The organism is Sphingomonas sp. GW821-FHT10F11 (assembly GCF_058809095.1).
The window spans coordinates 406,054-431,054 of the sequence record NZ_JBXASH010000003.1 but is presented as its reverse complement, the minus strand read 5'-3'; the positions used below and the strand labels follow the sequence as shown (position 1 = coordinate 431,054).

Below are 25,001 nucleotides of genomic sequence, written 5' to 3'. Positions count from 1 at the left end.
TCGAGAAACCGGACTTCGCGCTCCATCATTGTTTCTCGACTGCGCTCGAAACGAACGGTGGGAAGGCGCGCTTTGGCTGGATCAGGCCGCCCTTCCCCTTGGGAGGCAGATCAAGCGGCCTTCGGCGTCGCGCTGGATGCTGACCTCGATCTCGAAGGCGGTGCGCAGATTCTCCGGGGTGAGCACTGCACCGGCCTCGCCACTCGCCAGGTTGGCGCCGTCCTTGAGCAGCAGCACGTCGTCCGCCACGCGGCCGGCATGGAGCAGGTCGTGCAGGACGATGGCGACACCCCTGCCCTGCCGCGCGACCTCACCCAGCCGATCGAGGATGTCGAGCTGATGGCGCGGATCGAGCCCCGCGAGCGGCTCATCGGCGAGGAGCCAATCGGGCTCGCCGGCGAGCACCCGGGCCAGCAGGACGCGGGCGCGCTCGCCACCCGACAGCTCGTTGATCGGGCGGGTGGCGAGGTGGCCGGTCTCGGTCGCGGCCATGGCCTGAGTCACTGCCTCGGCATCATGGGCGTCGGGCCCGGCAAAGGGCGCGCGGTGCGGGGCTCGGCCCAAAGCCACCACATCGGACGCCGCGATGTTCCAGTGCACCCGGGCGTCCTGCGGAAGATAGCCGATGCGGCGCGCGCGCTCACGGGGATCGAGCGCGGTCACGTCGCGGTCGCCGAGGCGGACCGCGCCGGCGCTCGGGGCGATCAGCGCGGCGGCGGTCTTGATCAGGGTGGATTTGCCGGCGCCATTGGGGCCGAGGATCGCCGTGACCCGGCCGGGGCGAAGGACCGCGCTGACTCCGTCCAGCACCCTGCGGCCGGACAGCGTGACACCGAGGCCGTCGACGATCAGTTCCATGACGTGCGGCCCTTGAGCAGGAGCATCAGGAAGAAGGGTGCGCCGATCAGCGCCATGGCGACGCCGAGCCTGACCTCTCCGGCGCCGGGCGCGAGGCGGCACAGGCTGTCGGCGATCAGGACCAGCGCTGAACCGCCGAGAGCGCTGGGCAGCAACAGAGCGGCGGGGCGATGGCCGAAGACCGGGCGGAGCAGGTGCGGCACGACCAAGCCCACAAAACCCACCACCCCGGTCACCGCGACGCTGGCGCCGATCGTCAGGCCGGTGCCGAGCACGATCAGCGCCTGGAGCCGGCCGAGCCGGACGCCGAGCGAGCGCGCCGCCGCTTCGCCCAGGGTCAGCGCGTCGAGCGACGGGCCGGTGAGGAACAGCAGGACCGCACCCAGCGCCATGAAGGGGAGCGCGGTGCGGACATCTTCGATGCTGCGGTCGGTCAGCGCGCCCATCAGCCAGTCGATCACCTCTGCCACGGCATAGGGGTTGGGTGCGATGGAGATGAGGAACGCCGTGAGCGCGCCGGCAAGGCTGGCGAGCACGGTGCCGGCGAGGATGAACTGGACGGGACTGGGGCTGCGCCAGGTCAGCGCGGCGAGCAGCGCCATCGCGCCCCCGGCGGTGAGCATGGCGCAGGCGAACAATATGAGCGGATTGCCCGCAATGCCGAGGATGATCGCCGCCACCGCGCCGAGCGCTGCGCTGGAGGAGACGCCGACCACCGCCGGATCAGCGAGCGGGTTGCGCAGATAGCCCTGCAGCACGGCGCCCGACAGGCCGAGCACGGCACCGATGGCGAGGCCGAGCAGAGCGCGCGGCAGGCGCAGCTCGACGATGATGGCGAAGCGCGGGTCGCCGGAGGGCCAGGCGTCGAGCGGGATCCAGGTCTTGCCCGCGATCAGCGAGAGACCGAAGGCGAGGATTACCAACAGGGCGAGGAGTAGCAATTTAACCTTCACTGTCCCTCTCCCCGTGGGAGAGGGAAGGAGGCGCGTAGCGCCGGGAGGGTGAGGGCGACCAGGTCACTCACCCTCACCCCGACCTGCTGCGCAGGCCACCCCTCTCCCGCTGGGAGAGGGGAAGAAGCGGTCTGCCGATCCAGCGATCGGCGGATCGCGGCGAGGCGGGTGATGGCGGGCACGATGGTCGGGCCACCGCAATTGACCAGATTGCGTGGGAACGCCGCCTCGACCGTGTTAGCGCCGGTGCGGCCGAGGACGCGGGCGCGGAGCGTCGCGGTGCGCGACGGGCCGGGGGTGAGGATCACGCGGGGCGGCTTTGCGGCGATGGTCTCGATCGGGAGGGTGCCGGTAAAGGCCAGGCCATAATCGATCGCGGCGTCGCGGAAACCGGCCTTGGTGAGCAGTTCGTCGAGCAGGGTGCCCGAGCCGTTGACGAGGTTGCCGGCGATGAAGAGGAGGGCGGAAGGGTTAGCCTGCTTCGCTTTCGGTGGAAGCGCTGCGGTTACCGCGCGATCGATGCGGGCATTGAGCGCCCTGCCCTTTGCCCCGGCCCCCACCGCCGTCGCGATCTGCATCACCTGCGCCTTGCTTGCCTCGATCGTGACGGGGGAATCGAGCAGCAGCGTCTTCAGCCCGGCGCGTTCATAGGCGTTGCGGGTGCTGGCGGGGGTGAAGCTGCTGGTCAGCACCAGATCGGGTTCCAGCGCGATCACTTCCTCGGCGGTGCCGGTGGTGGAGGCGAAGCGGTTCGCGACGGAGAGATCGATCGAGGTCGCGCCGGGATCCTGCGAATAATGGCTGATCGCGGCGATGCGGCTCGCGGGGACGAGATCGATCAGGATCGCGTCCGCGCACGGATTAGTGGAAACGATCCCGCCGCCGCCCGGCGCCCGCGCGGGCGAGCACCCGGCGAGGAGCAGGACGAGCGGCAGGATCGCCGGTTTCATCAGTCGAACTTCACGCGGATGCCGCCAAAGGCGGTGCGGCCATAGGTGCCATAGGTCGCGACCGTCTGATATTTCTCGTCGAACAGATTCTCGACCCGGCCATAGATGGTAAGGCGATCCCCGATCGGGAATTCGGCACGCAGGCTCGCCAGCGAATAGCCGTCGAGGCGGGTGAAGTTGCCGGGATCGTCATAGCTGTCCCCCACCAGGCTGATCGTACCGCCGACCGACAGGCCGAAGGGCAGCCGGTAGTCCACCGAGACACTGGCGGTTTCCTTCGGACGACGGGCCAGATCCTTGCCGAAAAAGCCCGGCGACCGGTTCTCGTTGTCGATATAGCTGACATTGCCGGTGAAGGTGAGGTCCTGGATCGGGGTCAGCGTCACCTCGACCTCGACGCCTTGCGCGCGCGCGCGGTTGACGTTGAAGTAGACATAGTTGGGCGCGAGGCCGGTGATCTGGTTGCGCGTGTCGCGGTGAAACCAGGTCACGCTGCCCTTGAGACGACCGCCGAGCAGGGACTGGGCGATGCCGATATCATAGCCGCGCGAGGTCTCCGGCTGCAGGTCCTTATTGCCGTAAAAGGGAGCGAAGAGCTGATAGAGGGTCGGCGCCTTGAAACCTTCCGCATAGCTGGCGCGCAGCGTCGTGCCCTCGCGCAGGGCAAGCGCGGCATTGGCCCCGAACGTCGTGTGGCCGCCGAACTTCACATGATCGTCATGCCGCACGCCGCCGGTCACGGTGAGGATATCGATCGGCCGAACGATCGCTTCGCCATAGAAGCTGGTGGTGTGGGCCTTTTCGCTCGTGCCGTCGAAATAGCTGCTGTTCTCATGCTCGGCGCCGGCGACGAGCCGGACCTGCTCGATTACCTGGAAATCGCCCTGATAGGTGTAGCGCTCGCTGCGGCCACGGCCGAAGAAGCTGGGGGCGGGGCCGAACGACGGATCGAAATTGTCGCGGTTGATATCGGCGATGGTGAAGGCGACCTTGTTGCGGAACCGGCCGTCGAGCAGGTTCGCGTGGAGCCCGGCATAGCCATAGATCTCCTGCGCGGTGGAATATTCCGCCGTGTCCTGGAAGGGGAAGTAGAAGGGCGGCGGATAGCCGTCGAGCGAGAGCCGGCTGTGCGCATAATAGCCGCGCAGATCGAGCCCGATCTCGTCGGTGAAGGCGATGTTGACGCTGCCGGTGCCGCCATATTGGCGATAGCCGTCGGGTTCGGTGCCGATCGCGGCGGCGGAGATGCCGTCGGTGCGCAGATAACCGCCGGTCAGCGACGCAGTGACCGGGCCCTTGCCGCCGGAGATGCCGGCATTGGCGAACACGCTGTCATGCGAGCCATATTCCACGCTGGCGCGGCCCCGCAGGCCTTCGGTCGGGGTGGCGGTGACGATATTGACCACGCCGCCCAGCGCCTGGCTGCCCCAGGGCACCGAGTTCGCGCCGCGCAATATCTCGATCCGCTCGACCGAGCCGGCGAGCAGATTGCCGAAATCGAAGCCGCCGCCAGGCGACGAAGGATCGTTGACACGCACGCCGTCGATCAGGGTCAGGGTCTGTTCCGCCTCGGCGCCGCGGATGCGCACGCTGGTCAGGCCGCCCGGGCCGCCATTGCGGCTGACGGTGATGCCCGGCGTGGTGGCGAGCAGATCGGAGATGGAGACGGTCTGGCGCTGGTCGATCTCGGCGCGGGTGATGATGGTGACGGCCTGGCCGATCTGACCGGCATATTGCGGTACACCCGCCGCCACGACGATGTCGGGCGGGGTCTTCATGTCAGCCAAGACGATGCAATCGTTCGGCTCGACGTTGCAATCCTGCGCCGCGTCCTGGGCGAAGGCCGGCGTCGCCGCGAACAGCGCGACGGACGCCGCGAGCAGATTTAAATGGTTATAGCGCCGGTTACGCTGAAAAATTCCGTGTGCGCAACGATTGCTACGCAAAACTGCGGAATGGACCGTGACGTCCCCGGAATGGAAGGAACCGGCGTCGTTGACAGTGGAACTGATGGACATGATGTACCCCTTTGCATGGGGCCTACCGGTCCGGACGTGCCTTGGGCGACATCCGGCCCAGACGGCCCGGTTCATGTCGCTCACTCGAGGCAATGCCCTCGTCCGCCCGGTGCATCCCGCCCGCGCGATGGATCGACCGTGGCGGGCAGGTCTCCTGGCTTCCGGGTCTTCGCCTGACGCTCCGCCTTCCCGGGCTTTACCCCAGTGGCGTGATGGAGCGCCGGCTATCCGGTCACAGTTGCGGGAGCAGCATCGGAGTTGCGGAAGGTTCCGCGCACCGACTTCCCTATTGTTCCCGTTGCCGGGAACCCGTCACGGACGCGCCCTTATCGGCGCGGGGGCGAGGTGGCAAGCGGCGCGGCCGGCTTCGCGATGCCGCACGGCCGGAACCCCATGCCGATTCGAGACGTTGATCTCGATCAAGGCGGTGCTGACATGAGCGGTTCCCCAGCCAAAAAGGCCGATTTCGCGCCCCGCGCCTACACGATGCAGGAGCAGCGCGACCGATTCGACGAGGTTTCCGGCGAGTTTGCGGCCGAGGATGAAGAGGCAAGCGACGCCCTGCTCGACCTGCTGACCGGCGATGCGATCAAGGAACGGCGCCTGCAGGATGCGACCTTCTGGCAGCGGGTGAAATTCCGCTCGCGCATGCTCCGCGCCTCGGATGCGGGCGCGCAGCGCAAGAGCGACTAGCCGGGCATTTAGTCGGCGACCCGGCAGCACTAGATTGGTCTTACCAATACCCGAGCGCCCAGCGTCGGCCGGCGCAACAGAGTCCAGACCACTGCCGCGCCGATCAGATCGAACACCGCCAGGCAGACGAACAGCGGATTATACCCGATCGTGTCCGCCAGCGCGCCGATCACCAGCGAGAAACTCATGCCGCCGATCCATGCCGCCGAGCCCGCCATGCCGCTGGCGGTCGCGACGATGCGCGGGTCGAACAGGTCGGTGGACAGAGTCATCAGCGCCCCCGACAGCATCTGGTGCGCGAAGCCGCCGATGCAGAACAGGGCGATCGCGGCCGCCGGCGACACCGTCAGGCCGATGCACGCCGGGCCGACCATCATCAGCGCGCCGGTCGTGATCACCACCTTGCGGGAGGTGATGAGCGAGGCGCCGAAGCGGCGCATGATCCATGGCGCATAATAGCCGCCGAGCAGCGATCCGGCATCGGCGGCGAGGAACGGCAGCCACGCGAACGCCGCGATGCCCCTGAGGTCCATGCCCTTCGCCTCGACGAGGTAGAGCGGGATGAAGAAGCTGAACGTCTGCCATGCTGGGTCAGCGAGGAAGCGGGGGATGGCGATGCTCCAGAAGTCGCGCGTGCGCAGCACTGCGCTCCAGCCGATCGCGTCAACGCCGTCAGGCGCGAGCGGCCGCCCTTCCTCGATATAGATGCGCTCCGCCTCGTCCAACCGCGGATGGTCGCCGGGCGAGCGATACAGCCAGTACCACAAGGCGGCCCATACAAAGCCGAGCCCGCCGGTGACGAGGAATGCCGAACGCCAGCCCCACCAGGCGATGCACGCGACCACGATGGGCGGGGCGATCATCGCCCCGATCGAGGTGCCGATGTTGAACCAGCCGGTCGCGACCGTGCGCTCGCGCGGGGGGAACCATTCGGCCACGGTCTTGAGCCCCGCCGGCATCGCCGCCGCCTCGGTCAGGCCGAGGAGCCCGCGAAAAAAGGCGAGCGCCGGCCATCCGTTCGCCAGGCCGTGCAGGCAATTGGCAAGCGACCAGCCGATCGCGAACAAGGCAAAGCCCAGCCTCAGCCCGACCAGGTCGAGGATATAGCCGGCGACGGGCTGCATCACGGTATAGGCGGCCTGAAACGCCGCCACGACCCAGCTATATTGCTGAGTCGTCATCTCCATTGCCTGTTTAAGCGTCGGCGCGGCCACCGAGAGCGAAGAGCGCGCGAGATAATTCAGCACGGTGCCGATGGTCACCAGCCCGATCATCCTCCAGCGCCAGCCGATACGAAGCCCCACCGCCCTCTCCTTTTCATTTTCGGTCGGGCCGACCCAGGCGGGACACCCGGCTGGCCACTTGTCAGCGGCCCCATATACTGGTCTGACCAATATCGACAAATGCTATCGGGCGTTCTAGACCGCTTGCGAGCGGACAATGACGCGAGTTGGGGAGAGGATCGTGCAGCGGATACCGCACCTGCGCTGGTGGATCGTGGCGCTGATCTGCCTCGGCACGGTTTCGAACTATCTCGCGCGCAACTCGCTCGGCGTGCTGGCGCCCCAGCTCATGTCCAGTCTCCATATGACGACTCAGCAGTACAGCTATGTCGTCGGCGCGTTTCAGGCCGCCTATACCGTGATGCAGCCCATTGCCGGGTTCATCGTCGACCGGATCGGACTACGCTCCGGCTTCGCGCTGTTCGGCGTGGCATGGTCGCTCGCCAATATGCTGCATGCGTTCGCGGCGGGCTGGCTCAGCCTTGCCTTTTTCCGCGGCCTGTTGGGCCTGAGCGAAGCGGCGGCGGTGCCGTCGGGGATCAAGGCGATCGCCGAATGGTTTCCGGCGCGCGAGCGCTCGGTCGCGGTGGGCTGGTTCAATGCCGGCACCTCGCTGGGCGCGCTGATCGCACCCCCGATCGTCGTCGCCGTGACGTTGTGGGCCGACTGGCGCGTCGCGTTCGTCGTCACCGGGGCGGTCGGGCTGGTATGGGCCGGGGCGTGGTACGCTTTCTACCGCAGCCCCGATGCGCATCCCGCGATCACGCCGGCCGAGCAGGCGATGATCGCCGCCGACCGCCCCGCGGTGCCGCGACAGCGCGCGACGGCACGCGAAATCCTCGGCACGGGCAAATTCTGGGCGATCGCGGTGCCGCGTTTTCTTGCCGAGCCGGCGTGGCAGACGTTCAGCTTCTGGATACCGCTCTATCTCGCGACCGAACGCGGCATGGACCTGAAGCACATCGCGCTGTTCGCATGGCTGCCCTTCCTCGCCGCCGACATGGGCGGCGTGCTCGGCGGCTATCTCTCGCCGTTTCTGGTCAAGCGCGCCGGCATGTCGCTGGTCCCGTCGCGTATCGCGGGGATCAGCCTGGCGGCCATATTGATGATCGCGCCCGGCTGTATCGGGCTCGCCGCCAGCCCCTATGTCGCGATCGCCTTGTTCTGCGTCGGCGGCTTTGCGCACCAGATGATCTCGGTACTGATCAACACGCTGTCGACGGACGTCTTCACGCCCGAGGAGGTCGGCACCGCCAATGGCTTTGTCGGCCAGGCAGGCTGGATCGGCGGGTTGCTGTTCTCGCTGTTGATCGGCCAGCTCGCCGATACGATCGGCTATGGGCCGTTGTTCGCCGCCCTGGCGGTATTCGATCTGATCGGCGCCGCAGTGCTGATCATTGCCATGAAAACCCTTGTCCGAGCGGAGTCGCTTTGATGGCGCGTGCCACCCTCTCCAGACCACCCCTTTTCGCCCTGACCGAGCGGGCGCACGGCCGCCTCGTGCTGACCGCCGATACCGGCGCGGTGGCGCATCTGTTCGTGCTCGAGGAGGATATCGCGCGGCTGCTGCTGCTCGCTGACGGCACGCCGACGAGCCCGCCGAGCTGGGCCATCGCCCCGGGTGCCGCCGACATCGCCGAGCCCGGCCGCGACCGCTTGGATGTGGCGGGGTTTGCCTGCCCGGATTACCGGCTGGAGGAAGCTGACGACCGAATCGTCGTCGAGACTTCGCGGCTGCGCATCACCGTTCGCCTCCATGGATTGCATTGCAGGTGGGAGCAGCGCGAGGGGGACGGGTGGCGTCTGATGGCGGAGGACCGCCCGACCCAGGCCTATGATTTCGGATGGTGGGACGGCCGGGCGCATCACTACATCGCCCGGCGACAGGGCGAGCGGTTCTACGGGCTTGGCGACAGGAGCGGCGACAATGACCGCGCCGGACGACGCTTCCGGCTGACCAATCTCGATGCGATGGGATATGACGCGGAAACGAGCGACCCGCTCTACAAGTCGATCCCCTATGTCCTTGTGGCGGATGCGGACGGTCGCTGCCACGGCGCGTTCTACGATAGCGTCGCCGACATGCATTTCGACTTCGGCCGCGAGATGGACAATTATCACGGCTGGTACCGGCATGTGGTGGCGGACGCCGGCGACCTCGATCTCTGGATGATCGCCGGACCCGATCCGCTCGCGGTCACGCGGCGCTTCACCTGGCTGACCGGCAGACCCGCGCTGATGCCGCGCTGGTCGCTGGGATATTCGGGGTCGACGATGACCTATACCGACTCACCGGATGCCGCGGTGCAGATGGCCGGGTTCCTCGACAAGCTCGCCGAGCACGATATCGGCTGCACCTCGTTCCACCTGTCGTCGGGCTACACGTCGATCGGCGACAAGCGTTACGTGTTCCACTGGAACCGCGACAAATTCCCCGACCCTGCCGCCTTCGTCGCGGACTATGCGTCGGCGGGCGTCGAGCTGGTGCCCAACATCAAGCCGGCGCTGTTGCGCAGCCACCCGCTTTATGACGAGGTCGCGGCCGCCGGGCTGTTCGTGGCCGATAGGGACGGCACCCCCGTCGAGGCGCAGTTCTGGGACGAGGTCGGCAGCTATATCGACTTCACCAATCCCCGCGCCGCCGAATGGTGGCGCAGGCAGGTCAGGACCGCCTTGCTGGACCAGGGGGTGGTGGCGACGTGGAACGACAATAACGAATATGAGATCTGGGGCACGCGCGCCCGGTTCGCCGGGTTCGGCCAGCCTCGCGCCGCGGCCGAGATGCGCCCGGTCCAGCCGCTGCTGATGACCCGGGCGTCGCGGCGAGCCCAGGCCGAGGCCATGCCCGAGCGCCGGCCCTATGCCGTCACCCGCGCCGGCATGGCGGGGCTGCAGCGCTATGCCCAGACCTGGACCGGCGACAACCTGACCGAGTGGAAAACGATGCGCTACAATGCGCGCATGGCGATCGGCCTGGCGCTGTCGGGCGTGTCGAACAGCGGGCACGACGTCGGCGGCTTCGCCGGACCGGCGCCGTCGCCCGAACTGCTGGTGCGCTGGATCCAGGCCGGCATATTGATGCCGCGCTTCAGCATCCACAGCTGGAACGACGACCGCACGGTCAACGAGCCGTGGATGTTCCCCGACGCGCTGCCCGCGATCCGCCGGCTGATGGCGCTGCGTCAGACGCTGATCCCGTTCTTCTACGACCTGCTGCACCGGTATCACGCAGAGTACGAACCGATGGTCCGGCCGACCTGGCTCGATTTCCCCGGCGATCCCCTGGCATGGGAGGAGAATGACGAGCACCTGCTCGGTCCCGACCTGCTGGTCGCGACCGTCATGGAACCGGGCGTGAAAATGCGTGGCGTGCGTCCGCCTGCCGGCGCGGAGTGGCTCGATATCTGGACCGGTCGGCGCATTGCCGGCGGTTCTGAGGCTGTTCTGGCCGCGCCGCTCGACGGCCTCCCGCCCTTGCTGGCGCGCGCCGGCTCGGCGATGCTGGTCGATCTCGCGCGCGGCGGGTGGCGGCCCGGGCCCTATCGCCGCGGCGTATGGCTGTTTCCGCCGCGCGACGGCGCGTTCGCCTGGTCAGGCATCGAGGATTCGGGCGACGGCGACGGGCCGGTCGACACCTGGCATGTCACCGGCAGCGCTGAGCCGGCACGCATCGTCGTCGAGGTGCGCCGCGACGGATCCGGCAGCTGGGGCGACGGCAGCATCACCCTGTTGCTGCCGCCCGAGGAGACGCGCCCGCTGATCGTGAACGGCGGTGCGGGCGACGGGGTCGACCATGACGGCCGCCGCGGCATCACGCTCACGCTCTAAGCGCGTCCGCCCGGGCTGTCACACCGCCACGCGGCGGGCGAGATCGGTCCGCTTGGCCTCCAGCTCGGCACGGGCGCGCTCCAGCGTGTCGGTTTCGGTGGCCTTGAGAAGCCCTTCGATCACGCGGGCGAGATGATCACGCATCGCCTTGCGCGCAGCCTTGGGATTCCGGTCGCGCAACGCCGCGAGGATCGTCTGATGCTCGTCGATCCGCGGCACGACGCCGACATTGCGCGCGCGTTCGAGCATGTGCTTGCACAGCGGAGACCTGTAGCGCGCATCCCATAGCGACTCGACCACGTCGACCACCGCCGAATTGCGCGTGGCGCGCGCGATCGTCAGGTGGAATTCGCGGTCGGCGTGCTCGCCGCTGACATGCTCCTGGTTCTCGCGATCCATGTCGCCGATCAGCGACTCGAGCGCGGCGATCTCCTCGTCGGTGATCGAGACCGCGGCGAGCGCCGCCGCCTCGGCCTCGAACAGGCGACGCGCCTCGGTCAGTTCGAACGCGCCGATGTCGAGCCCGATCATCGGCGTGTCGAGCGGCGGATTCTCGGTGACGAAGATCCCCGAACCATGCCGCGAGCGCACGATGCCGATGACCTCGAGCGCGATCATCGCCTCGCGGATCGTCGGGCGGCTGACCTTGTACTCATCGGCAAGCTCGCGTTCGGACGGGATACGCTGGCCGGGCAGGAAGTCCCCGCGCTGGATCGCGTCGGAGACGGCAGCTGCGACCTGTTGATAGAGCTTGCGCCCGTCGGATTGCGGCGGGAACGGCGTCGGCTTGGCAACTGGCCTGATCAATCGCTGTGTAGACATAACCAATCACGGCCTACCAACATTTGATTGGGCGGGCAACATCAACATTCCCGCGACGCCGTTCCGCGGAACAAGCCTCCCGCACCTATGGTCAGGCAACACTTGCATCTGGTCAGGCCATTTGATACTTCAGATGCGAAGCGCGGGCAAAAACGAACCCGCCGCATCGTTAGGGGAGAGACCAAATGATCGGATTACATCTGTCTGTGGGGCACGGTGCCCTTGCGCTGTCGCTTGCCTTTTGCGCGACACCGGCACTGGCCAAGGCGGCCGATGCCGATCAGCCCGCCGGTTCGGGCCAGACCACGCCGGACGCGGCCGCGCCGCAAGAAACCGCATCGGACGCCACCAATCCGGGCGACATCATCATCACGGCCCAGAAGCGCGCCGAAAATATCCAGAAGGTGCCGCTGGCCGTTTCGGTGCTCGGAGAGGCCCAGTTGAAGGCCACCGGCGTCACCCAGTTCCAGGATCTGGGCAGGATCGCCCCGTCGCTGACGGTGCGCCCAGCCGAACACCCGGTCAACGCCAACGTCTCGCTGCGCGGCGTCGGCACCTTCGCCTTCGGCATCGGCGTCGAGCCAAGCGTCGCGGTGCTGGTCGACGAAGTACCGCTCGCCTTCCAGGCGCGCGCCTTCACCGACCTTCCCGATGTCGAGCGGATCGAAGTGCTGCGCGGTCCGCAGAGCACCTTGTACGGCAAGTCCGCCTCGGCCGGCCTGATCAACATCGTCACGCGCCAGCCCACCGACATTTTCCACTTCCGCGCCAATGCGCTGGCGACCACCGACAGCGAATATGGCGGCAATTTCAGCGTGTCGGGCCCGATGACCCCTGAACTGGGCTATGTCCTCTCGGCCAGCTATTCCAACTGGGACGGCAATGTCCGCAACCTGTTCAACGGCAAGAAGGTGAACGGTCGCGAAGCGTTCAACACCCGCGGCAAGCTCCGCTGGAAGCCCACTGACGACGTCACCATCACGCTGTCGGGCAATTATCTCAACGGCAATACCAGCGTCGGCCGGCCGTTCATCCGTATGGACCCGACCGCCCTGTTCCGCGGCATCGCGGGCCAGACCCAGGCGGTGGCGATGCCCGGCGTGACGATCAACCAGGACAATCAGAATATCAGCAACAATTACGACGCGCGCACCAAATATGAAGGCGGGGGCGGGTCGCTGCGCGCGGAGGTCGGACTGGGCGAGATGACCCTGGTGTCGATCACTTCGTACGACAAGTTCCGCCTCAACGACTATCTCGACCAGGACGACACCTCGTCCACCACCCCCAGTGGCAGCAACATCCAGGTCGGCACGTTCCATTCGAAATTGTTCACGCAGGAAATCCGCCTGCTCTCGCCCGGCGACAAGCCGTTCCGCTATACCCTGGGCGCCTATTATGCGAACGTGAAGTTCACGCGGCCTTTCGCGCGCGGCCCCGTTTTCTCGCTGGCCAACTGGTACGCGACGTCGAAGTCCGAGCAACTCGCCGCCTTCGCGCAGATCGACTGGGAGATCCTGCCACACCTCACCCTGACCGGCGGCGGGCGTGTCCAGAACGAGAAGATTGCCTACACCTTCAAGGACAATATCGCTGCCGCCTTTTTCAGCGGCCGTGCCGAGGATACCGCCGGCACCTATCGCATCAGCGGGCGCTACGAGGTTACGCCCGACATCATGTTCTTCGCCAGCTATTCGACCGGCTACAAGGGCCAGACCTACGATCTGACGACGGGCTTCAACACGAACCGCGCGAACGCCGGCCCGATCAAGCCCGAACGGTCGCGCGACTGGGAACTCGGCGCGCGCATGCAGTTCCTCGACCGGCGGGTGACGGCCAACCTTACCCTGTTCAATACCGATTACGAGAATCTGCAGGCGCAGACGATCGAGACACTGACCGACGGGACGAGCAATTTCCGCCTGACCAATGTGGGCGGGCTGAACACTAAGGGCGTGGAGTTCGACAGCTCGGCGCGGATCGGCAGCGACCTCAACCTCAGCGCGTCGGTCGCTTATCTCGATGCGAAATATACGTCGTTCCCGCGCGCGCAATGCTATCCGCTACAAAGCCCCGCGCAAGGATGCGTCCCCGCGGTGCCCGCGGCCCCACCAATTCCTGCGCAGCCCGCCTATCAGAACCTGACGGGCCAGCGGGCGGTGCAGGCGCCGGAGTGGAAATTCTCGATCGGCGCCGATTATTCGCCATCGCTGGGCGGCGATCTGCGCGGCATCGTACAGGCCAATTGGCAATATCAGAGCGGAGTCTATTATGTGGCGGAAGATCCGCAAACGTTTCAGAAGGCCTATAGCATCGTCAATATCGGCCTCGGCGTGCGCGACGAGGACCACAAATGGGAAGTGGTCGCTTTCGTCAACAATCTGTTCGACAAGCAATATTACCCGTCGCTGGTCAACACGGCAGGCAATTTCGGCAACAAGCTGGCGACTCAGGCGCTCCTCCCGCGCGACTTCCGTCGCTATGGCGGGGTGCGGCTCGGGGTGAACTTCTGATGGATTGGCGGGGGCGCCTGTCGCCCCCGCCGACGCATGCCTGAATTCGGCCGCGCCGCACAGGCACGGACGGTATAGTGAATATTGACGACGCCATATGGATCGGCGGCCCCGGGGAGTATTTGCCGGCATGTTCATGACGCAGACGATGCGCTGGTTCGGACCTGACGATCCCGTGTCCTTGCGAGACATCCGTCAGGCCGGCGCGACCGACGTCGTTACCGCGCTGCACGATACGGCCAATGGAGAGGTCTGGCCGCGCGAGGAGATCGCCGCGCGCAAGCGGATGATCGAGGAGGCCGGGCTCGGCTGGACCGTGGTCGAGAGCCTGCCCGTGCACGAGGCGATCAAGACGCGCGGGCGCGACTGCGACCGGGTGATCGAGCAATATCGCGAGAGCCTGCGTCATCTGGCGGCATGCGGGATCACCACCGTCACCTATAATTTCATGCCGTTGCTCGACTGGACGCGAACCGATCTGGCCTGGCCCTTGCCCGATGGCGCGCTTGCACTGCGCTTCGAGCTCGAGGCGGTCGCGGCGTACGACATGCACATCCTGCAGCGGCCCGGCGCTGAGAAGGATTATGCGTCCGACATGGTCGAGGCCGCGACGCGCCGCTTTCAGGCGATGGACGATCGCGCGCGCGAGAGATTGGCGCAGACGATCATCGCCGGCCTGCCGGGGAGCGAGGAAAGCTTCACCGAGACCGAATTCCTGAACGCGATCGGCACCTATGCCGATATCGGCCCGGACCGCCTGCGGGAGCACCATGTCGCCTTTCTCGAGGCCGTCTGCCCGGTCGCCGACGAACTGGGTCTGCAGCTGGTCGTCCACCCCGACGATCCGCCCTTCCCGATGTTTGGCCTGCCACGCGTGGTCAGCACCGAGGCGGACGTCGCGCACCTCTTCGCCCGCGTGCCGAGCCGGTCGAACGGACTGTGCTTCTGCGCCGGATCGTTCGGGGTCCGCGCGGACAACGACCTGCCCGGCATGGTCGAGCGGCTGGGCGACCGTATCGGCTTCCTGCATCTGCGATCGGTGCAGCGCGAACCGCGCGGCGCGTTCCACGAAGCGGCGCACCTGGAGGGCGACGCGAACATGGCCGGGATCGTCGGCGCGGTGCATGCGCTGCAGCGCCGGACCGGGCGCTCGATCCCGATGCGGCCCGATCATGGTCATCAGATGCTCGACGATCTGACCAAACGGACCAACCCCGGCTATTCATTGCTCGGCCGCATGCGCGGCCTGGCCGAATTGCGGGGACTGGAGCGCGGGATCGCCTTCGCGTGCAGCGACGCGCGGGCATGACATCACACTGAAAACGGGAGAGCGACATGAAGATGAAAAGGACGATGCGGCGGCTGATCGCCGCGGCAATGGCCTGCGCGGCTCCCGCGATGGCGCAACAGGCGGCGGCCCCGGCCCTGCCGCTGGCCACCGTCAAGACCAACCCGCTGCTCGTTTCGGCGGACATGCGCCCCGGCCAGGATCTGTCGGGCCCGTGGCATTACTCGGTCGACCCGTTCCGTGACGGGATGGCGGGTTTCCATGGCGGCCCCCCCGGCGACAGCCAGTCGCGCTATCGCGACGTCGATATCGCCAAGGCTTTGAGGGACGACAATCGCGCCCTTTACGAATTCGACCTTGCTAGATCGCCCATCACCACCCTGCCATCCTCCTGGCTGACCGAAGCGCCCGAGTTGCGCTATTATCAGGGGCTGATGTGGTACCAGCGGACCTTCCCGGTACCAGCGGCGCGCAAGGGGCGCTATTTCCTCCGCTTCGGCGCGGCCAATTATTCGACCGTCGTGTATCTCAACGGCAAGCCGGTCGGACGCCACGAAGGCGGTTTCACGCCGTTCGCGTTCGAGGTGACCAGGCTGTTGCGCGACGGCGACAACCAGATCACCGTCGGCGTCGATTCGCAGACTACCGAAGCGACCGTGCCCCCACCCGTTACCGACTGGGAAAATTATGGGGGAATCACCCGCCCGATCCGGCTGATCGCAACGCCCGACACTTATGTCGACGATGCCTGGGTGCGGATCACGCGCGACGGCAAGCTGGCGGTCGATGCGCATCTCGACGGCGCTCAGGCGGCCAATCGCGCGGTGCGCCTGAAGATCGCCGAACTCGGACTCGACCTGGCCGGGACGACCGACGCAAAGGGCGATTGGCGGGCCACCGCCGCCGCGCCGCGCGCGCTGATCCGCTGGTCGCCCGAACGGCCGAAGCTGTATGACGTGACGATCGGCGCGGGCGACGACGAGTGGCACGACCGCATCGGCTTCCGCACCGTCGAAGTGCGCGGCACCGACATCCTGCTCAACGGCAAGCCGATCTTCCTGCGCGGCATCTCGCTGCACGAGGAAGAACTGGGCACCGATCCGACGCGCGCGATGACGCCCGCCGCAGCGCGGACGCTGCTCAGCGAGATCAGGGACGGGCTGCACGGCAACTACGTCCGGCTCGCGCATTATCCGCATTCCGAGGCGATGACGCGGATGGCCGACGAGATGGGCGTCATCGTGTGGAGCGAGGTACCGGTCTATTGGCGCGTCGCCTGGTCGAACCCCGACACGCTGGCGACCGCGCGCAACATGCTGGCGGAGAATATCCTGCGCGACCGCAACCGCGCGTCGATCGCGGTCTGGAGCGTCGCCAACGAGACACCGGTGACCGACGCGCGCAACACCTTCCTGCGCACGCTGGTGAGCGACGTGCGCGGGCTCGACGACACAAGGCTGGTCAGCGCGGCCTTGCTGGTCGAACGGTCGCAGAGCGACAAGGGACCGGTGATGACGATGGCCGACCCGCTCGCCGATGCGCTCGATGTACTCGCGATCAACACCTATAATGGCTGGTACACGCCCGACCGGCTGGCCGACCTGCCCGGCATCGTCTGGCGGGTACCGGCGGACAAGCCGCTGGTCTTCTCGGAATTCGGCGCCGACGCCAAGGCCGGGTTCCACGATCTGAGGGCGGCACCGCAGAAATTCTCCGAGGAATATCAGGCCGAATTCTATCGCAAGACGCTGGAGATGGCCGACAGCATGCCGACCCTGCGCGGCGTGTCGCCCTGGATCCTGAAGGATTTCCGCTCGCCACGCCGGCAGCATCCCGATTTCCAGCAGGGCTGGAACCGCAAGGGCCTGATCTCCGAGACCGGGCAGCGCAAAATCGCGTTCGATATCCTGGCTGGATATTATGCGAAGAAGGCGGCCGGCGCGGATCTCAAGCGCCGTTCGAACTGACCGTCGGACAGTCAAACGAACGCGGATGTCCTCTGGAACAAAAAACCCCGCCAACCCATCGGGTCTGGCGGGGTTTTAATGGTGGGCGTGGCAAGGATTGAACTTGCGACCCCTGCGATGTCAACACAGTGCTCTACCACTGAGCTACACGCCCACGCGAGTTGGGGGCTCTAGCGAGGGTTATCGGCGGGCGCAAGCGGCCTCGCGCGAAATCTCCGCGCGGGGTCAAAGACCCCTGGTCGCGTTCTCCATTTCGAACATGCGATCGACCTCGAGCACGAGATCGCGCAGGTGGAAGGGCTTGGACAGGACCCGGGCCTGAGGCATCGTCTTGCCCGCCTTCAACGTGACCGCCGCGAAACCGGTGATGAACATGACGCGCAGATCCGGGCACATCTCGCCGGCGCGCTGCGCCAGCTCGATGCCGTCCATTTCCGGCATGACGATATCGGTGAGGAGCAGGTCGAAGGGTTCCGATTCGAGCAACGGAATCGCCTCGGTGCCGCGATCGACGGCACTGACGGCATATCCCGAACGTTCGAGCGCGCGCGTGAGATATTCACGCATCACCCGGTCGTCCTCGGCCAACAATATCCTGATCATCGCTGTCCCGCTCAGTTTGTGGCCCCTGTTTATGCGCGAAGCTCTTAAGATTTTCCAGCATTCCCGCCCGCTTTACCATGGCCGTTCGGCGCAAAGCGCGATTGCGGCGGAGAGCCGCGCACCTTAGGTTGGCGGCGATGGCCGCCAGCGCCCTTTCCTTCGATCGATACGGCCCGGATGAACCGGCCAGTCCCGTCATCCTGTCCGTGCCCCATGCCGGGCGCGATTACCCGCTGGCGCTCCGCGCGGCGCTGCGCGTGCCGGTGGCGGCATTGGCCCCGCTCGAGGACCGGCATGTCGATGCGGTGGCGATCCTGGCGCGCGGCAAGGAGACGATGCTGGTCCAGCGCGTCGCGCGGGCCTGGATCGACCTCAACCGCAGCGAGCAGGAACGCGACCCCGGCATCGACGACGGCGCCAACCGCCAGGCGATGCCGATTCAGTCCGCCCGGATGCGCGGCGGGCTCGGCCTGGTGCCGCGCCGGGTTTCGGGCGCGGGCGACATCTGGCGGCGGCGGCTCGACGGCGACGAGGTGATGGCACGCATCGAGAGGGACCACCGGCCCTATCACGCCGCCCTGGCCGAAGCGTTGAAGCGCGCCCGTGCGCGATTCGGCACCGCGGTGCTGCTCGATCTCCATTCGATGCCGCCGCTGACCTCAGCGCAGGGACAGGCGCGGATCGTATTGGGGGATCGTTTCGGGCGATCGGCGGCGGCGCGATTCGTCCATCGGCTTGAAGGTGAGATCCAGGCGGCTGGGTTCACGACCGCGCTGAACGCGCCTTATGCGGGCGGGCATATCCTCGACGCGCAGGCGCGCCCGGCGGCGGGCATTCATGCCATCCAGATCGAGTTCGACCGCTCGCTCTATCTCGATCAGGCTTTGGACGGACCCGGCGACGGCCTGGCCGATTCCGCGACCTTGTTGCGGCGGATGATCGATGCGGTGGCCGACGAGGCGCTCGCTTTGCCCGGCGCGATCGCCGCGGAATAAACGCGACCCAAAAAAAAACCACCGCGTGCAATGCAGCACGCGGTGGCCAAGGTTCAGGGAGGAGACACACCCGAAGGTGTGCCGCACGGCCCCGCGAAAGGGGGGACACGAAGCCGCGCAACACCGATATAGGAGCCGGGTTTTCGCGCTTCAAGGGTGAAAAGAGCCGCTTTGACTGTGCTTTGCGGCATGGCGCGATTTCAGGGCGATAGTTGCGCCAGCCCCTGCCTGCACGACAGGAAATAATTCCGCAGTGCCGCAGCGGGGTGGATCAGGCCATTGAAGGCACGCGTCGCATACCCGACTCTTCGTACAGCGGATCAGCGACTCGCGATGAGGAAGCCCGGCCAGATACCGGTCGCCTCCCGAAGGAAGCGACCGGCACGAGGCTGGCTGTCGATCAGACGACCGGGAGCTGCTGGGGCATGAGGCCGAGCTGCATCTGCCGGCTGAAGATGTCGCGCATCAGCGAAAGCGAGAAGAGATGCGCGTAGAGCAGCGGGAGCATGCCGTTCTTGTGGATCTTGCGCAGCTGATCGCCGCGAAGTTCGGCCAGCTTCTCCTCGTTCACGATACGGAAACCGCGATAGATGAAGGGCTGCTCGACACCGTCCGCCTGGATGGTGGTCTCGCCGTCCATCAGCAGATCCAGCTCGTTCAGGTCGCGCATGAATTGCGCGGTGCGGGCACCGGCCTGTTCGAACGATTCGTTGAACTGCATGATGCTCTTGGTCACCTCGGACGGCTGACCGCCGTCGAACAGCGGCTGGCCTTCCAGATCGGCGCCGATGCCCTCTGACGTCGGATCGAAGCAGAGCGACAACTCCTCGGCACCCGGGCGCAGGCGCGCGAGCATGAACGGGTAGCGCCGGATATAGGCCGGCACGTACATCATGTTCTCGGTCAGCGTGCCTTCCGCATCGACGAAGACGTTGATGCCCTCGTTCAGGCCCATCAGCGCCAGCGGCACGGCATCGTCGCCCTCAGTGAAGACGATCGGGAAATGACGTTGCACGAGCGGGAATTCATCGACCGTGACGGGGATGGCATGCTGCCCCACCAGGAACTTCGCCTGGGTGATCGGCTTCATCTTGAAATTGACATGCGTCTCGCTCGAAAGCGGTTCGAGCGCATTGTAGAATAGCGGAAGTTGCGATTGCGGCGCGCTGGCCATGAAAACTCTCCATCGGGACTGAATGTAACGGCTTGTGCGTGCCGGACGGCGCCCGGCTCTATGGTGCCAAGGGTTCCGGTGCAAGCGCCACGAGCTTGCCGGGGTTCATAAGTGCCCCGGGATCGAACGCCGCCTTGATCGCGCGCAGCGCCGCCATGCGAGCCGGCGAGGAAAGACGCTCGAGTTCCTTGAGCTTCATCTGGCCGATGCCGTGTTCGGCCGAGATCGATCCCCCCGCCGCCACGACCAGGTCGTTGACGAAGCGCGTGATGATGGGCGCATCCTCGGCATACCAGCGTGCAGGATCCACGCCGCGCGGGGCGCGGATGTGGAAATGGACGTTGCCGTCGCCGAGATGCCCGAACGCCATCGCCTCGGTTCCGGGGAACCGCGCCTCGCAGGCGGCACCGCCTTCGACCATGAAGCGCGGCATGCCCGATACGGGCACCGAGATGTCGTGCTGCACGGCGGGGCCGTTGTTGCGCTCCGCCTCCGAGATCGAATCGCGGATGTGCCAGAAGGCCTCGGCCTGTGCCTCGCTCGCCGCGATCACCGCATCGGCCACCTGCCCGTCGGCCAGCGCGGGCGCGAGCAGCCGCTCGAGCAGCTCAGCGGGAGGCTCGGCCGCCGCATCGGTGATGACCGCCTCGATCAGCACATGCCAGGGATGGTCGCCGGCCAAAGGCGCGCGCGTGCCGGGGATATGCTGCAGCACCAGCGACAGAGTATGGCCGGGCACGATCTCGAAGCTTTCGATCCGGTCGGTGCCGGCCTCGAGCCGGCGCAACAGCGCAAGCGCCGTCTCCGGATCGGACAGGCCAACCCATGCCACCGCCCGCGCGGCGATGGCTGGCACCAGGCGCAAGGTGGCGGCCGTGATGATCCCGAGCGTGCCCTCGGCGCCGATCAGCAACTGGTTGAGATCGTAACCCCGATTGTCCTTCTTGAGCGCGGCGAGCCCGTCATGGACGCTGCCGTCGGGCAGGACCGCCTCGACCCCCGCGACCAGGCTGCGCATCGTGCCGAAACGCAGCACCTGGGTGCCGCCGGCATTGGTCGAGGTCAGGCCGCCGATCGTCGCGCTGCCGCGCGCGCCCAGGGTCAGCGGGAAGCGCCTGCCCTGTTCCAGCGCGGCCGCATGGAGATCGGCGAGGATCACCCCGGCCTCGGCGATCGCCAGGCCGTTCGCAGGATCGACCGAGCGGATTCGGTTCATCCGGCGCAGCGACAGGATCAGCGCCGAACCGTCGACCGGAGGCGTCGCGCCGCCGACCATGCCGGTATTGCCGCCCTGCGGCACCAGCGGGACTCGCGCCTCATGCGCCAGCGCGAGGATCGTGGCGACGCCGTCGCGGCTGTCGGGCGCGAGGATCGCGGGCGCGGTGCCGTGATAGCGGCCGCGCCAGTCATGGAGCCACGGCTCGATTGCGGCGCCGTCGGTGATCACGGTCTTGGGTCCGAGCTTCTCGCGGACCGAATCGGTCAACTGGCGTTGGGCGGGAGTCATTGCCCGGGCCCTATCACGCAGGGAAGAATGCGCCAATTCATGCACTGTTCAAGCATTTCGGTTAACGCGGCACAGCATGTCGCAACCGATGATTCTTGCGTTGATCCTGCTCGCCCTCGCCCCCGGCCCGTCGGTCGACGAGTCGCGCCTGGACAAAATGGAGGTCGCGCAGCTCACGGTGCACCAGCGGATCATCATCCGCATTCCCCGCATGATCCCTCCCCCCCGACAGCCGGTCCAGCCGCAGCAGACAATGACCTGGTCCGAGAAGAAGGGCCCGAAATGCGTGGCGATGGGCGACCTGGTCGGCGCTGCGATCTCGGCGCCCGACAGCATCGACCTGATGATCGACGACGGTTCTCGGGTACGGGCACGTCTCGACGACGATTGCCCGCCGCTCGATTATTATTCGAGCTATTATCTGAAACCGACCTCGGACGGCATGGTTTGCGCCGACCGTGACGCGATCCGGTCCCGCTCGGGGGGTTCCTGCCCGATCGAGGAATTCAAGCGGCTGGTGCCCAGGGTGAAGCGCTAGAGGCCCGCACTCACCCCTTTTCCTTGACAATCGCCTCCTTATCGGCAAGCGCTCCGGGGCTGGCCGGGCATGATGACCGGGCCTTTTTCCGGACACCGCATGACCTTCGCCGACCTCGGCCTATCCGACGAACTTCTCAAAGCCGTAAACGAGTCCGGCTATACCGAGCCGACTCCGATTCAGGCGAGCGCGATCCCGAGCGTCCTGATGATGCGCGACATCGTCGCCATCGCGCAGACCGGCACCGGCAAGACCGCCGCCTTCGTGCTCCCCATGATCGACATCCTGGGCGAGGGCCGCAGCCGCGCGCGGATGCCAAGGTCGCTGATCCTCGAGCCGACGCGCGAGCTTGCCGCGCAGGTCGCCGAGAATTTCGAGAAATACGGCAAATATCACAAGCTCTCCATGGCGCTGCTGATCGGCGGCGTCTCAATGGGCGACCAGCAAAAGGCGCTCGAAAAGGGCGTGGACGTGCTGATCGCGACGCCGGGCCGGCTGATGGACCTGTTCGGGCGCGGCAAGATATTGCTGACCGGATGCAACCTGCTGGTGATCGACGAGGCGGACCGGATGCTCGACATGGGGTTCATCCCCGATATCGAGGAAATCTGCACCAAGCTGCCCAAGCAGCGCCAGACCCTGCTCTTCTCGGCGACGATGCCGCCGCCGATCAAGAAGCTGGCCGACAAGTTCCTGTCCAACCCGAAGACGATCGAGGTCGCGCGCCCCGCGACCGCCAACATCAACATCACGCAATGGCTGGTGCCTGTCTCCGCCTCGAAGAAGCGCGACAAGCTTACCGAGTTGCTGCGTCTCGAGGAGGTGAAGACCGCGATCATCTTCTCGAACCGCAAGACGACGGTGCGCGACCTGAACAAGGCGCTGCAGCGCCAGGGCTTCCGCTCGAGCGAGATCCATGGCGACATGGAGCAATCGCAGCGCATCGCCGAACTCGACCGGTTCAAGGCGGGCGATGTCAATATCCTGGTCGCGTCCGACGTCGCGGCGCGCGGGCTCGACATCAAGGGCGTCAGCCACGTCTTCAATTTCGACGCGCCCTGGCATCCCGACGATTATGTCCACCGCATCGGCCGCACCGGCCGCGCGGGCGCGACCGGCGTCGCCTTCACCCTGATGACGGCCGACGATGCCGAGAATATCGCCAATATCGAGAAGCTGACCGGCCTGAAGATCAATCGCTACGAAGGCGCCGAGGACGAGCCGGCGTCCGCCGCGGCGCCGCGCGGACGCGGCCGGGGCAGGCCCGCCGCCGGGGCGCCCAAGGCCGAGGCGAAGCCTGCCCGCACCCGGGGTGCGAAGGCGACACCGATCGAGGCCGAGGCCCCAGTCGAGGTCGAGCGCGCGCCGGTCGAGACCGAGCGTCCCGCAAGGCCCGCCCGTCCGCCGCGCGAGGCGCGTCCGCCCCGCGAAGAGCGGCCCGCTCGCGACAGCCGTCCGCCGCGCCAGGAACGGCCCGCGCGCGACGAACGCCCTGCGCGCGGATCGCAGGACGACGGCACGGACGAGGGCTGGAACGGGCCGCTGCCCGACTTCCTGATGGCGAAACTGACCGACTGACCGCGGCATGGACGGGATCGTCGAGACGGTGCCGGTTCAGCGAATCGAGAGCCCCTGCGTCAACATCTGCGAGATGGACGCGGGTACTGGCCTGTGCGTCGGGTGTGCGCGGACGATCGACGAGATCGCCGGGTGGAGCAGCGGAAGCGCCGCGTGGCGGGACAAGGTGATGGCAGAGTTGCCGGGGCGGCGTGAATCCTTCTCCCCCCGTGGGAGTTTTGGCGATGGCGGGGTCGGTCATGCCCCCGACATGACCTGAACGGCGCGGGGCGCTTTTCGCTCAGTACTCCTCTCGCGATGGGAGAGGGAGTTTTCAAAAATTACGTTAACCATCAAGTGTTTCGCCACGACACACCCCCAAATCGGGGGGCGCACGGAACAACCTGATCCGCTATGGCGGAGCCATGGCGTGGGGCGTGATCACCAACTGGTTCCGGATGCGACGGCTGGGCAAACTCGGCCTGGCCGGGATCGTCGCGCTGATCTGTGCCGGCGTCTCGGCGCACGCCGCGATCCGCGCGATCGTCGACCAGCAGGCCAAGGCCGCCGCCGCCGCGAAGCCCGCCGGCTATGAGGCCGAGGACCATTTTCCCGGCGCCGCCTGGTTCTACATCGCCGAGGAGAGCGCCGCCCCCGGGTCGGGCGCGACCGGCACGACGAGACTGCCCGACACCCCGCTGCCGCCCGAAGCCGTGGCACTGGCCACCGACGCCTCGATCCGTCCGGCCCAGCCCTTCTCCATGGCGGGTGCCAGCCCAGCCGATCGCGCCCGGGCGCTGCAATGCCTGACCACCGCGATCTATTACGAAGCCGCGACCGAGCCCGATGCCGGCCAGCAGGCGGTGGCCCAGGTGATCCTCAACCGCATGCGCCACCCCGCCTTCCCGGCGACAGTGTGCGGCGTGGTCTATCAGGGGTCGGAGCGCAACACCGGCTGCCAGTTCAGCTTCGCCTGTGACGGGTCGATGGCGCGGGTGCCGTCGCGCACCTACTGGATCCGCGCGATGAAGGTCGCGGCGGCGGCGCTGAACGGCCATGTCTTCGCGCCCGTCGGCCTCGCCACCCACTATCACACCTATGCGGTCACGCCGTCCTGGAACCGGAGCCTGGTGATGACCGCGGCCCTCGGCGCGCATTTCTTCCACCGCTGGCAAGGCTGGTGGGGCACCCCCGCCGCGTTCAGTCAGCGCTACGCCGGCAATGAACCCTTCCCGGGCCCGCACGCTCGCCCGGCAAAGCCCGAACTGACCCTGGCCTCGGCGGCCCTGCCGGCCCCCGCGCCGCGCACCGCGGCGGCGATGATCCAGCCGGCCTATGCGCAGACCAGCGTGCTCAAGGCGGCGGCCGCGTCCGAGTCCCTGCCGGGCGACTCCCAGATCCTCGATCGCTGGAAGGATTCGGGCAAGCCGCTGCGTTAACGCTGTCGGCGCTGC

At 66.8% G+C, this 25,001-nt stretch carries 20 protein-coding genes, 1 tRNA gene and 1 riboswitch; of the genes, 11 read left to right on the top strand and 10 right to left on the bottom strand.

Annotated features, from left to right (window positions below; genetic code table 11):
- Nucleotides 1-81: 81 nt before the first annotated feature.
- From AC1RT8_RS12435 to AC1RT8_RS12420, 4 genes are read right to left on the bottom strand one after another with little or no spacing between them, the layout of a single operon-like run.
- Entirely contained in the window at nucleotides 82-858 is a 777-nt protein-coding gene (locus tag AC1RT8_RS12435) for an ABC transporter ATP-binding protein (protein WP_493075960.1), read from the bottom strand.
- Nucleotides 849-1,811 (bottom strand): FecCD family ABC transporter permease, encoded by a 963-nt coding sequence (locus AC1RT8_RS12430; protein ID WP_493075959.1) that lies wholly within the window; start codon nucleotides 1,809-1,811, stop codon nucleotides 849-851. Before AC1RT8_RS12430 ends, AC1RT8_RS12435 begins: the two co-directional genes overlap by 10 nt.
- The gene (locus tag AC1RT8_RS12425) at nucleotides 1,808-2,761 is read right to left on the bottom strand and encodes an ABC transporter substrate-binding protein (protein WP_493075958.1); all 954 of its coding nucleotides are present in this window, start codon (nucleotides 2,759-2,761) and stop codon (nucleotides 1,808-1,810) included. The genes AC1RT8_RS12430 and AC1RT8_RS12425 overlap by 4 nt, the downstream gene beginning before the upstream one ends.
- Nucleotides 2,761-4,707: a TonB-dependent receptor plug domain-containing protein gene (locus AC1RT8_RS12420; protein ID WP_493075957.1), complete on the bottom strand. Its 1,947-nt coding sequence runs from the start codon at nucleotides 4,705-4,707 to the stop codon at nucleotides 2,761-2,763. Before AC1RT8_RS12420 ends, AC1RT8_RS12425 begins: the two co-directional genes overlap by 1 nt.
- 199 nt (nucleotides 4,708-4,906) lie before the next feature.
- A riboswitch (cobalamin riboswitch) is annotated at nucleotides 4,907-5,107 on the bottom strand.
- 107 nt (nucleotides 5,108-5,214) lie between these two features.
- Here AC1RT8_RS12420 and AC1RT8_RS12415 point away from each other — a divergent pair.
- Nucleotides 5,215-5,472, top strand: coding sequence for a hypothetical protein (locus AC1RT8_RS12415; protein WP_493075956.1), 258 nt, complete (start codon nucleotides 5,215-5,217; stop codon nucleotides 5,470-5,472).
- A 29-nt stretch (nucleotides 5,473-5,501) separates the two neighbouring features.
- Here AC1RT8_RS12415 and AC1RT8_RS12410 read toward each other — a convergent pair whose 3' ends face one another.
- On the bottom strand, nucleotides 5,502-6,746 hold the full coding sequence (locus tag AC1RT8_RS12410; RefSeq protein WP_493076128.1) for an MFS transporter: 1,245 nt from the start codon (nucleotides 6,744-6,746) through the stop codon (nucleotides 5,502-5,504).
- A gap of 166 nt (nucleotides 6,747-6,912) precedes the next feature.
- Here AC1RT8_RS12410 and AC1RT8_RS12405 point away from each other — a divergent pair, with 166 nt between their 5' ends.
- Nucleotides 6,913-8,190 (top strand): MFS transporter, encoded by a 1,278-nt coding sequence (locus AC1RT8_RS12405; protein ID WP_493075955.1) that lies wholly within the window; start codon nucleotides 6,913-6,915, stop codon nucleotides 8,188-8,190.
- Nucleotides 8,190-10,583: a glycoside hydrolase family 31 protein gene (locus tag AC1RT8_RS12400; protein WP_493075954.1), complete on the top strand. Its 2,394-nt coding sequence runs from the start codon at nucleotides 8,190-8,192 to the stop codon at nucleotides 10,581-10,583. The genes AC1RT8_RS12405 and AC1RT8_RS12400 overlap by 1 nt, the downstream gene beginning before the upstream one ends.
- 18 nt (nucleotides 10,584-10,601) lie before the next feature.
- Here the strand turns inward: AC1RT8_RS12400 and AC1RT8_RS12395 are convergent, their stop codons facing one another.
- Nucleotides 10,602-11,390: a FadR/GntR family transcriptional regulator gene (locus AC1RT8_RS12395; RefSeq protein WP_493075953.1), complete on the bottom strand. Its 789-nt coding sequence runs from the start codon at nucleotides 11,388-11,390 to the stop codon at nucleotides 10,602-10,604.
- A gap of 200 nt (nucleotides 11,391-11,590) precedes the next feature.
- Between AC1RT8_RS12395 and AC1RT8_RS12390 the strand changes: the two genes are divergently transcribed.
- The 3 genes from AC1RT8_RS12390 (at nucleotide 11,591) to AC1RT8_RS12380 (ending at nucleotide 17,173) form a co-directional block, all read left to right on the top strand.
- Nucleotides 11,591-13,918, top strand: coding sequence for a TonB-dependent receptor (locus AC1RT8_RS12390; protein WP_493075952.1), 2,328 nt, complete (start codon nucleotides 11,591-11,593; stop codon nucleotides 13,916-13,918).
- Nucleotides 13,919-14,048: 130 nt separating this feature from the next.
- Nucleotides 14,049-15,227: a mannonate dehydratase gene (gene uxuA / locus AC1RT8_RS12385; protein ID WP_493075951.1), complete on the top strand. Its 1,179-nt coding sequence runs from the start codon at nucleotides 14,049-14,051 to the stop codon at nucleotides 15,225-15,227.
- Nucleotides 15,228-15,253: 26 nt separating this feature from the next.
- Complete coding sequence (locus AC1RT8_RS12380) at nucleotides 15,254-17,173, top strand: glycoside hydrolase family 2 protein (RefSeq protein WP_493075950.1); 1,920 nt, start codon at nucleotides 15,254-15,256, stop codon at nucleotides 17,171-17,173.
- Between the two features lie 79 nt (nucleotides 17,174-17,252).
- Here the strand turns inward: AC1RT8_RS12380 and AC1RT8_RS12375 are convergent.
- Both AC1RT8_RS12375 and cpdR read right to left on the bottom strand, forming a co-directional pair.
- A tRNA-Val gene (locus AC1RT8_RS12375) sits at nucleotides 17,253-17,327 on the bottom strand.
- A gap of 71 nt (nucleotides 17,328-17,398) precedes the next feature.
- On the bottom strand, nucleotides 17,399-17,776 hold the full coding sequence (cpdR, locus tag AC1RT8_RS12370; protein WP_493075949.1) for a cell cycle two-component system response regulator CpdR: 378 nt from the start codon (nucleotides 17,774-17,776) through the stop codon (nucleotides 17,399-17,401).
- 137 nt (nucleotides 17,777-17,913) lie between these two features.
- On the opposite strand from cpdR, the gene AC1RT8_RS12365 reads away from it, so the two are divergent.
- Nucleotides 17,914-18,771 carry an N-formylglutamate amidohydrolase gene (locus AC1RT8_RS12365; RefSeq protein WP_493075948.1) on the top strand — a complete coding sequence of 286 codons (858 nt, stop codon included), beginning with the start codon at nucleotides 17,914-17,916 and terminating at the stop codon, nucleotides 18,769-18,771.
- 400 nt (nucleotides 18,772-19,171) lie between these two features.
- Here the strand turns inward: AC1RT8_RS12365 and AC1RT8_RS12360 are convergent, their stop codons facing one another.
- Both AC1RT8_RS12360 and AC1RT8_RS12355 read right to left on the bottom strand, forming a co-directional pair.
- Nucleotides 19,172-19,945: a SapC family protein gene (locus AC1RT8_RS12360; protein ID WP_493075947.1), complete on the bottom strand. Its 774-nt coding sequence runs from the start codon at nucleotides 19,943-19,945 to the stop codon at nucleotides 19,172-19,174.
- A gap of 58 nt (nucleotides 19,946-20,003) precedes the next feature.
- Nucleotides 20,004-21,452, bottom strand: coding sequence for an FAD-binding oxidoreductase (locus AC1RT8_RS12355; protein WP_493075946.1), 1,449 nt, complete (start codon nucleotides 21,450-21,452; stop codon nucleotides 20,004-20,006).
- An 88-nt stretch (nucleotides 21,453-21,540) separates the two neighbouring features.
- Here AC1RT8_RS12355 and AC1RT8_RS12350 point away from each other — a divergent pair, with 88 nt between their 5' ends.
- The 4 genes from AC1RT8_RS12350 (at nucleotide 21,541) to AC1RT8_RS12335 (ending at nucleotide 24,986) form a co-directional block, all read left to right on the top strand.
- Nucleotides 21,541-21,990: a hypothetical protein gene (locus AC1RT8_RS12350; protein WP_493075945.1), complete on the top strand. Its 450-nt coding sequence runs from the start codon at nucleotides 21,541-21,543 to the stop codon at nucleotides 21,988-21,990.
- A 99-nt stretch (nucleotides 21,991-22,089) separates the two neighbouring features.
- Complete coding sequence (locus AC1RT8_RS12345; protein ID WP_493075944.1) at nucleotides 22,090-23,568, top strand: DEAD/DEAH box helicase; 1,479 nt, start codon at nucleotides 22,090-22,092, stop codon at nucleotides 23,566-23,568.
- A gap of 7 nt (nucleotides 23,569-23,575) precedes the next feature.
- Nucleotides 23,576-23,827: a DUF1289 domain-containing protein gene (locus AC1RT8_RS12340; RefSeq protein WP_493075943.1), complete on the top strand. Its 252-nt coding sequence runs from the start codon at nucleotides 23,576-23,578 to the stop codon at nucleotides 23,825-23,827.
- Nucleotides 23,828-23,972: 145 nt separating this feature from the next.
- On the top strand, nucleotides 23,973-24,986 hold the full coding sequence (locus tag AC1RT8_RS12335; RefSeq protein WP_493075942.1) for a cell wall hydrolase: 1,014 nt from the start codon (nucleotides 23,973-23,975) through the stop codon (nucleotides 24,984-24,986).
- Nucleotides 24,987-25,001 lie beyond the last annotated feature (15 nt).

Bases quoted from the DNA above. Each gene is read 5' to 3' on its own strand.
- AC1RT8_RS12435 (WP_493075960.1), bottom strand. From the start codon at position 858: ATGGAACTGATCGTCGACGGCCTCGGTGTCACGCTGTCCGGCCGCAGG.
- AC1RT8_RS12425 (WP_493075958.1), bottom strand. From the start codon at position 2,761: ATGAAACCGGCGATCCTGCCGCTCGTCCTGCTCCTCGCCGGGTGCTCG.
- AC1RT8_RS12415 (WP_493075956.1), top strand. From the start codon at position 5,215: ATGAGCGGTTCCCCAGCCAAAAAGGCCGATTTCGCGCCCCGCGCCTAC.
- AC1RT8_RS12410 (WP_493076128.1), bottom strand. From the start codon at position 6,746: ATGATCGGGCTGGTGACCATCGGCACCGTGCTGAATTATCTCGCGCGC.
- AC1RT8_RS12405 (WP_493075955.1), top strand. From the start codon at position 6,913: ATGACGCGAGTTGGGGAGAGGATCGTGCAGCGGATACCGCACCTGCGC.
- AC1RT8_RS12400 (WP_493075954.1), top strand. From the start codon at position 8,190: ATGGCGCGTGCCACCCTCTCCAGACCACCCCTTTTCGCCCTGACCGAG.
- AC1RT8_RS12390 (WP_493075952.1), top strand. From the start codon at position 11,591: ATGATCGGATTACATCTGTCTGTGGGGCACGGTGCCCTTGCGCTGTCG.
- uxuA (WP_493075951.1), top strand. From the start codon at position 14,049: ATGTTCATGACGCAGACGATGCGCTGGTTCGGACCTGACGATCCCGTG.
- AC1RT8_RS12380 (WP_493075950.1), top strand. From the start codon at position 15,254: ATGAAGATGAAAAGGACGATGCGGCGGCTGATCGCCGCGGCAATGGCC.
- cpdR (WP_493075949.1), bottom strand. From the start codon at position 17,776: ATGATCAGGATATTGTTGGCCGAGGACGACCGGGTGATGCGTGAATAT.
- AC1RT8_RS12365 (WP_493075948.1), top strand. From the start codon at position 17,914: ATGGCCGCCAGCGCCCTTTCCTTCGATCGATACGGCCCGGATGAACCG.
- AC1RT8_RS12360 (WP_493075947.1), bottom strand. From the start codon at position 19,945: ATGGCCAGCGCGCCGCAATCGCAACTTCCGCTATTCTACAATGCGCTC.
- AC1RT8_RS12355 (WP_493075946.1), bottom strand. From the start codon at position 21,452: ATGACTCCCGCCCAACGCCAGTTGACCGATTCGGTCCGCGAGAAGCTC.
- AC1RT8_RS12350 (WP_493075945.1), top strand. From the start codon at position 21,541: ATGATTCTTGCGTTGATCCTGCTCGCCCTCGCCCCCGGCCCGTCGGTC.
- AC1RT8_RS12345 (WP_493075944.1), top strand. From the start codon at position 22,090: ATGACCTTCGCCGACCTCGGCCTATCCGACGAACTTCTCAAAGCCGTA.
- AC1RT8_RS12340 (WP_493075943.1), top strand. From the start codon at position 23,576: ATGGACGGGATCGTCGAGACGGTGCCGGTTCAGCGAATCGAGAGCCCC.
- AC1RT8_RS12335 (WP_493075942.1), top strand. From the start codon at position 23,973: ATGGCGTGGGGCGTGATCACCAACTGGTTCCGGATGCGACGGCTGGGC.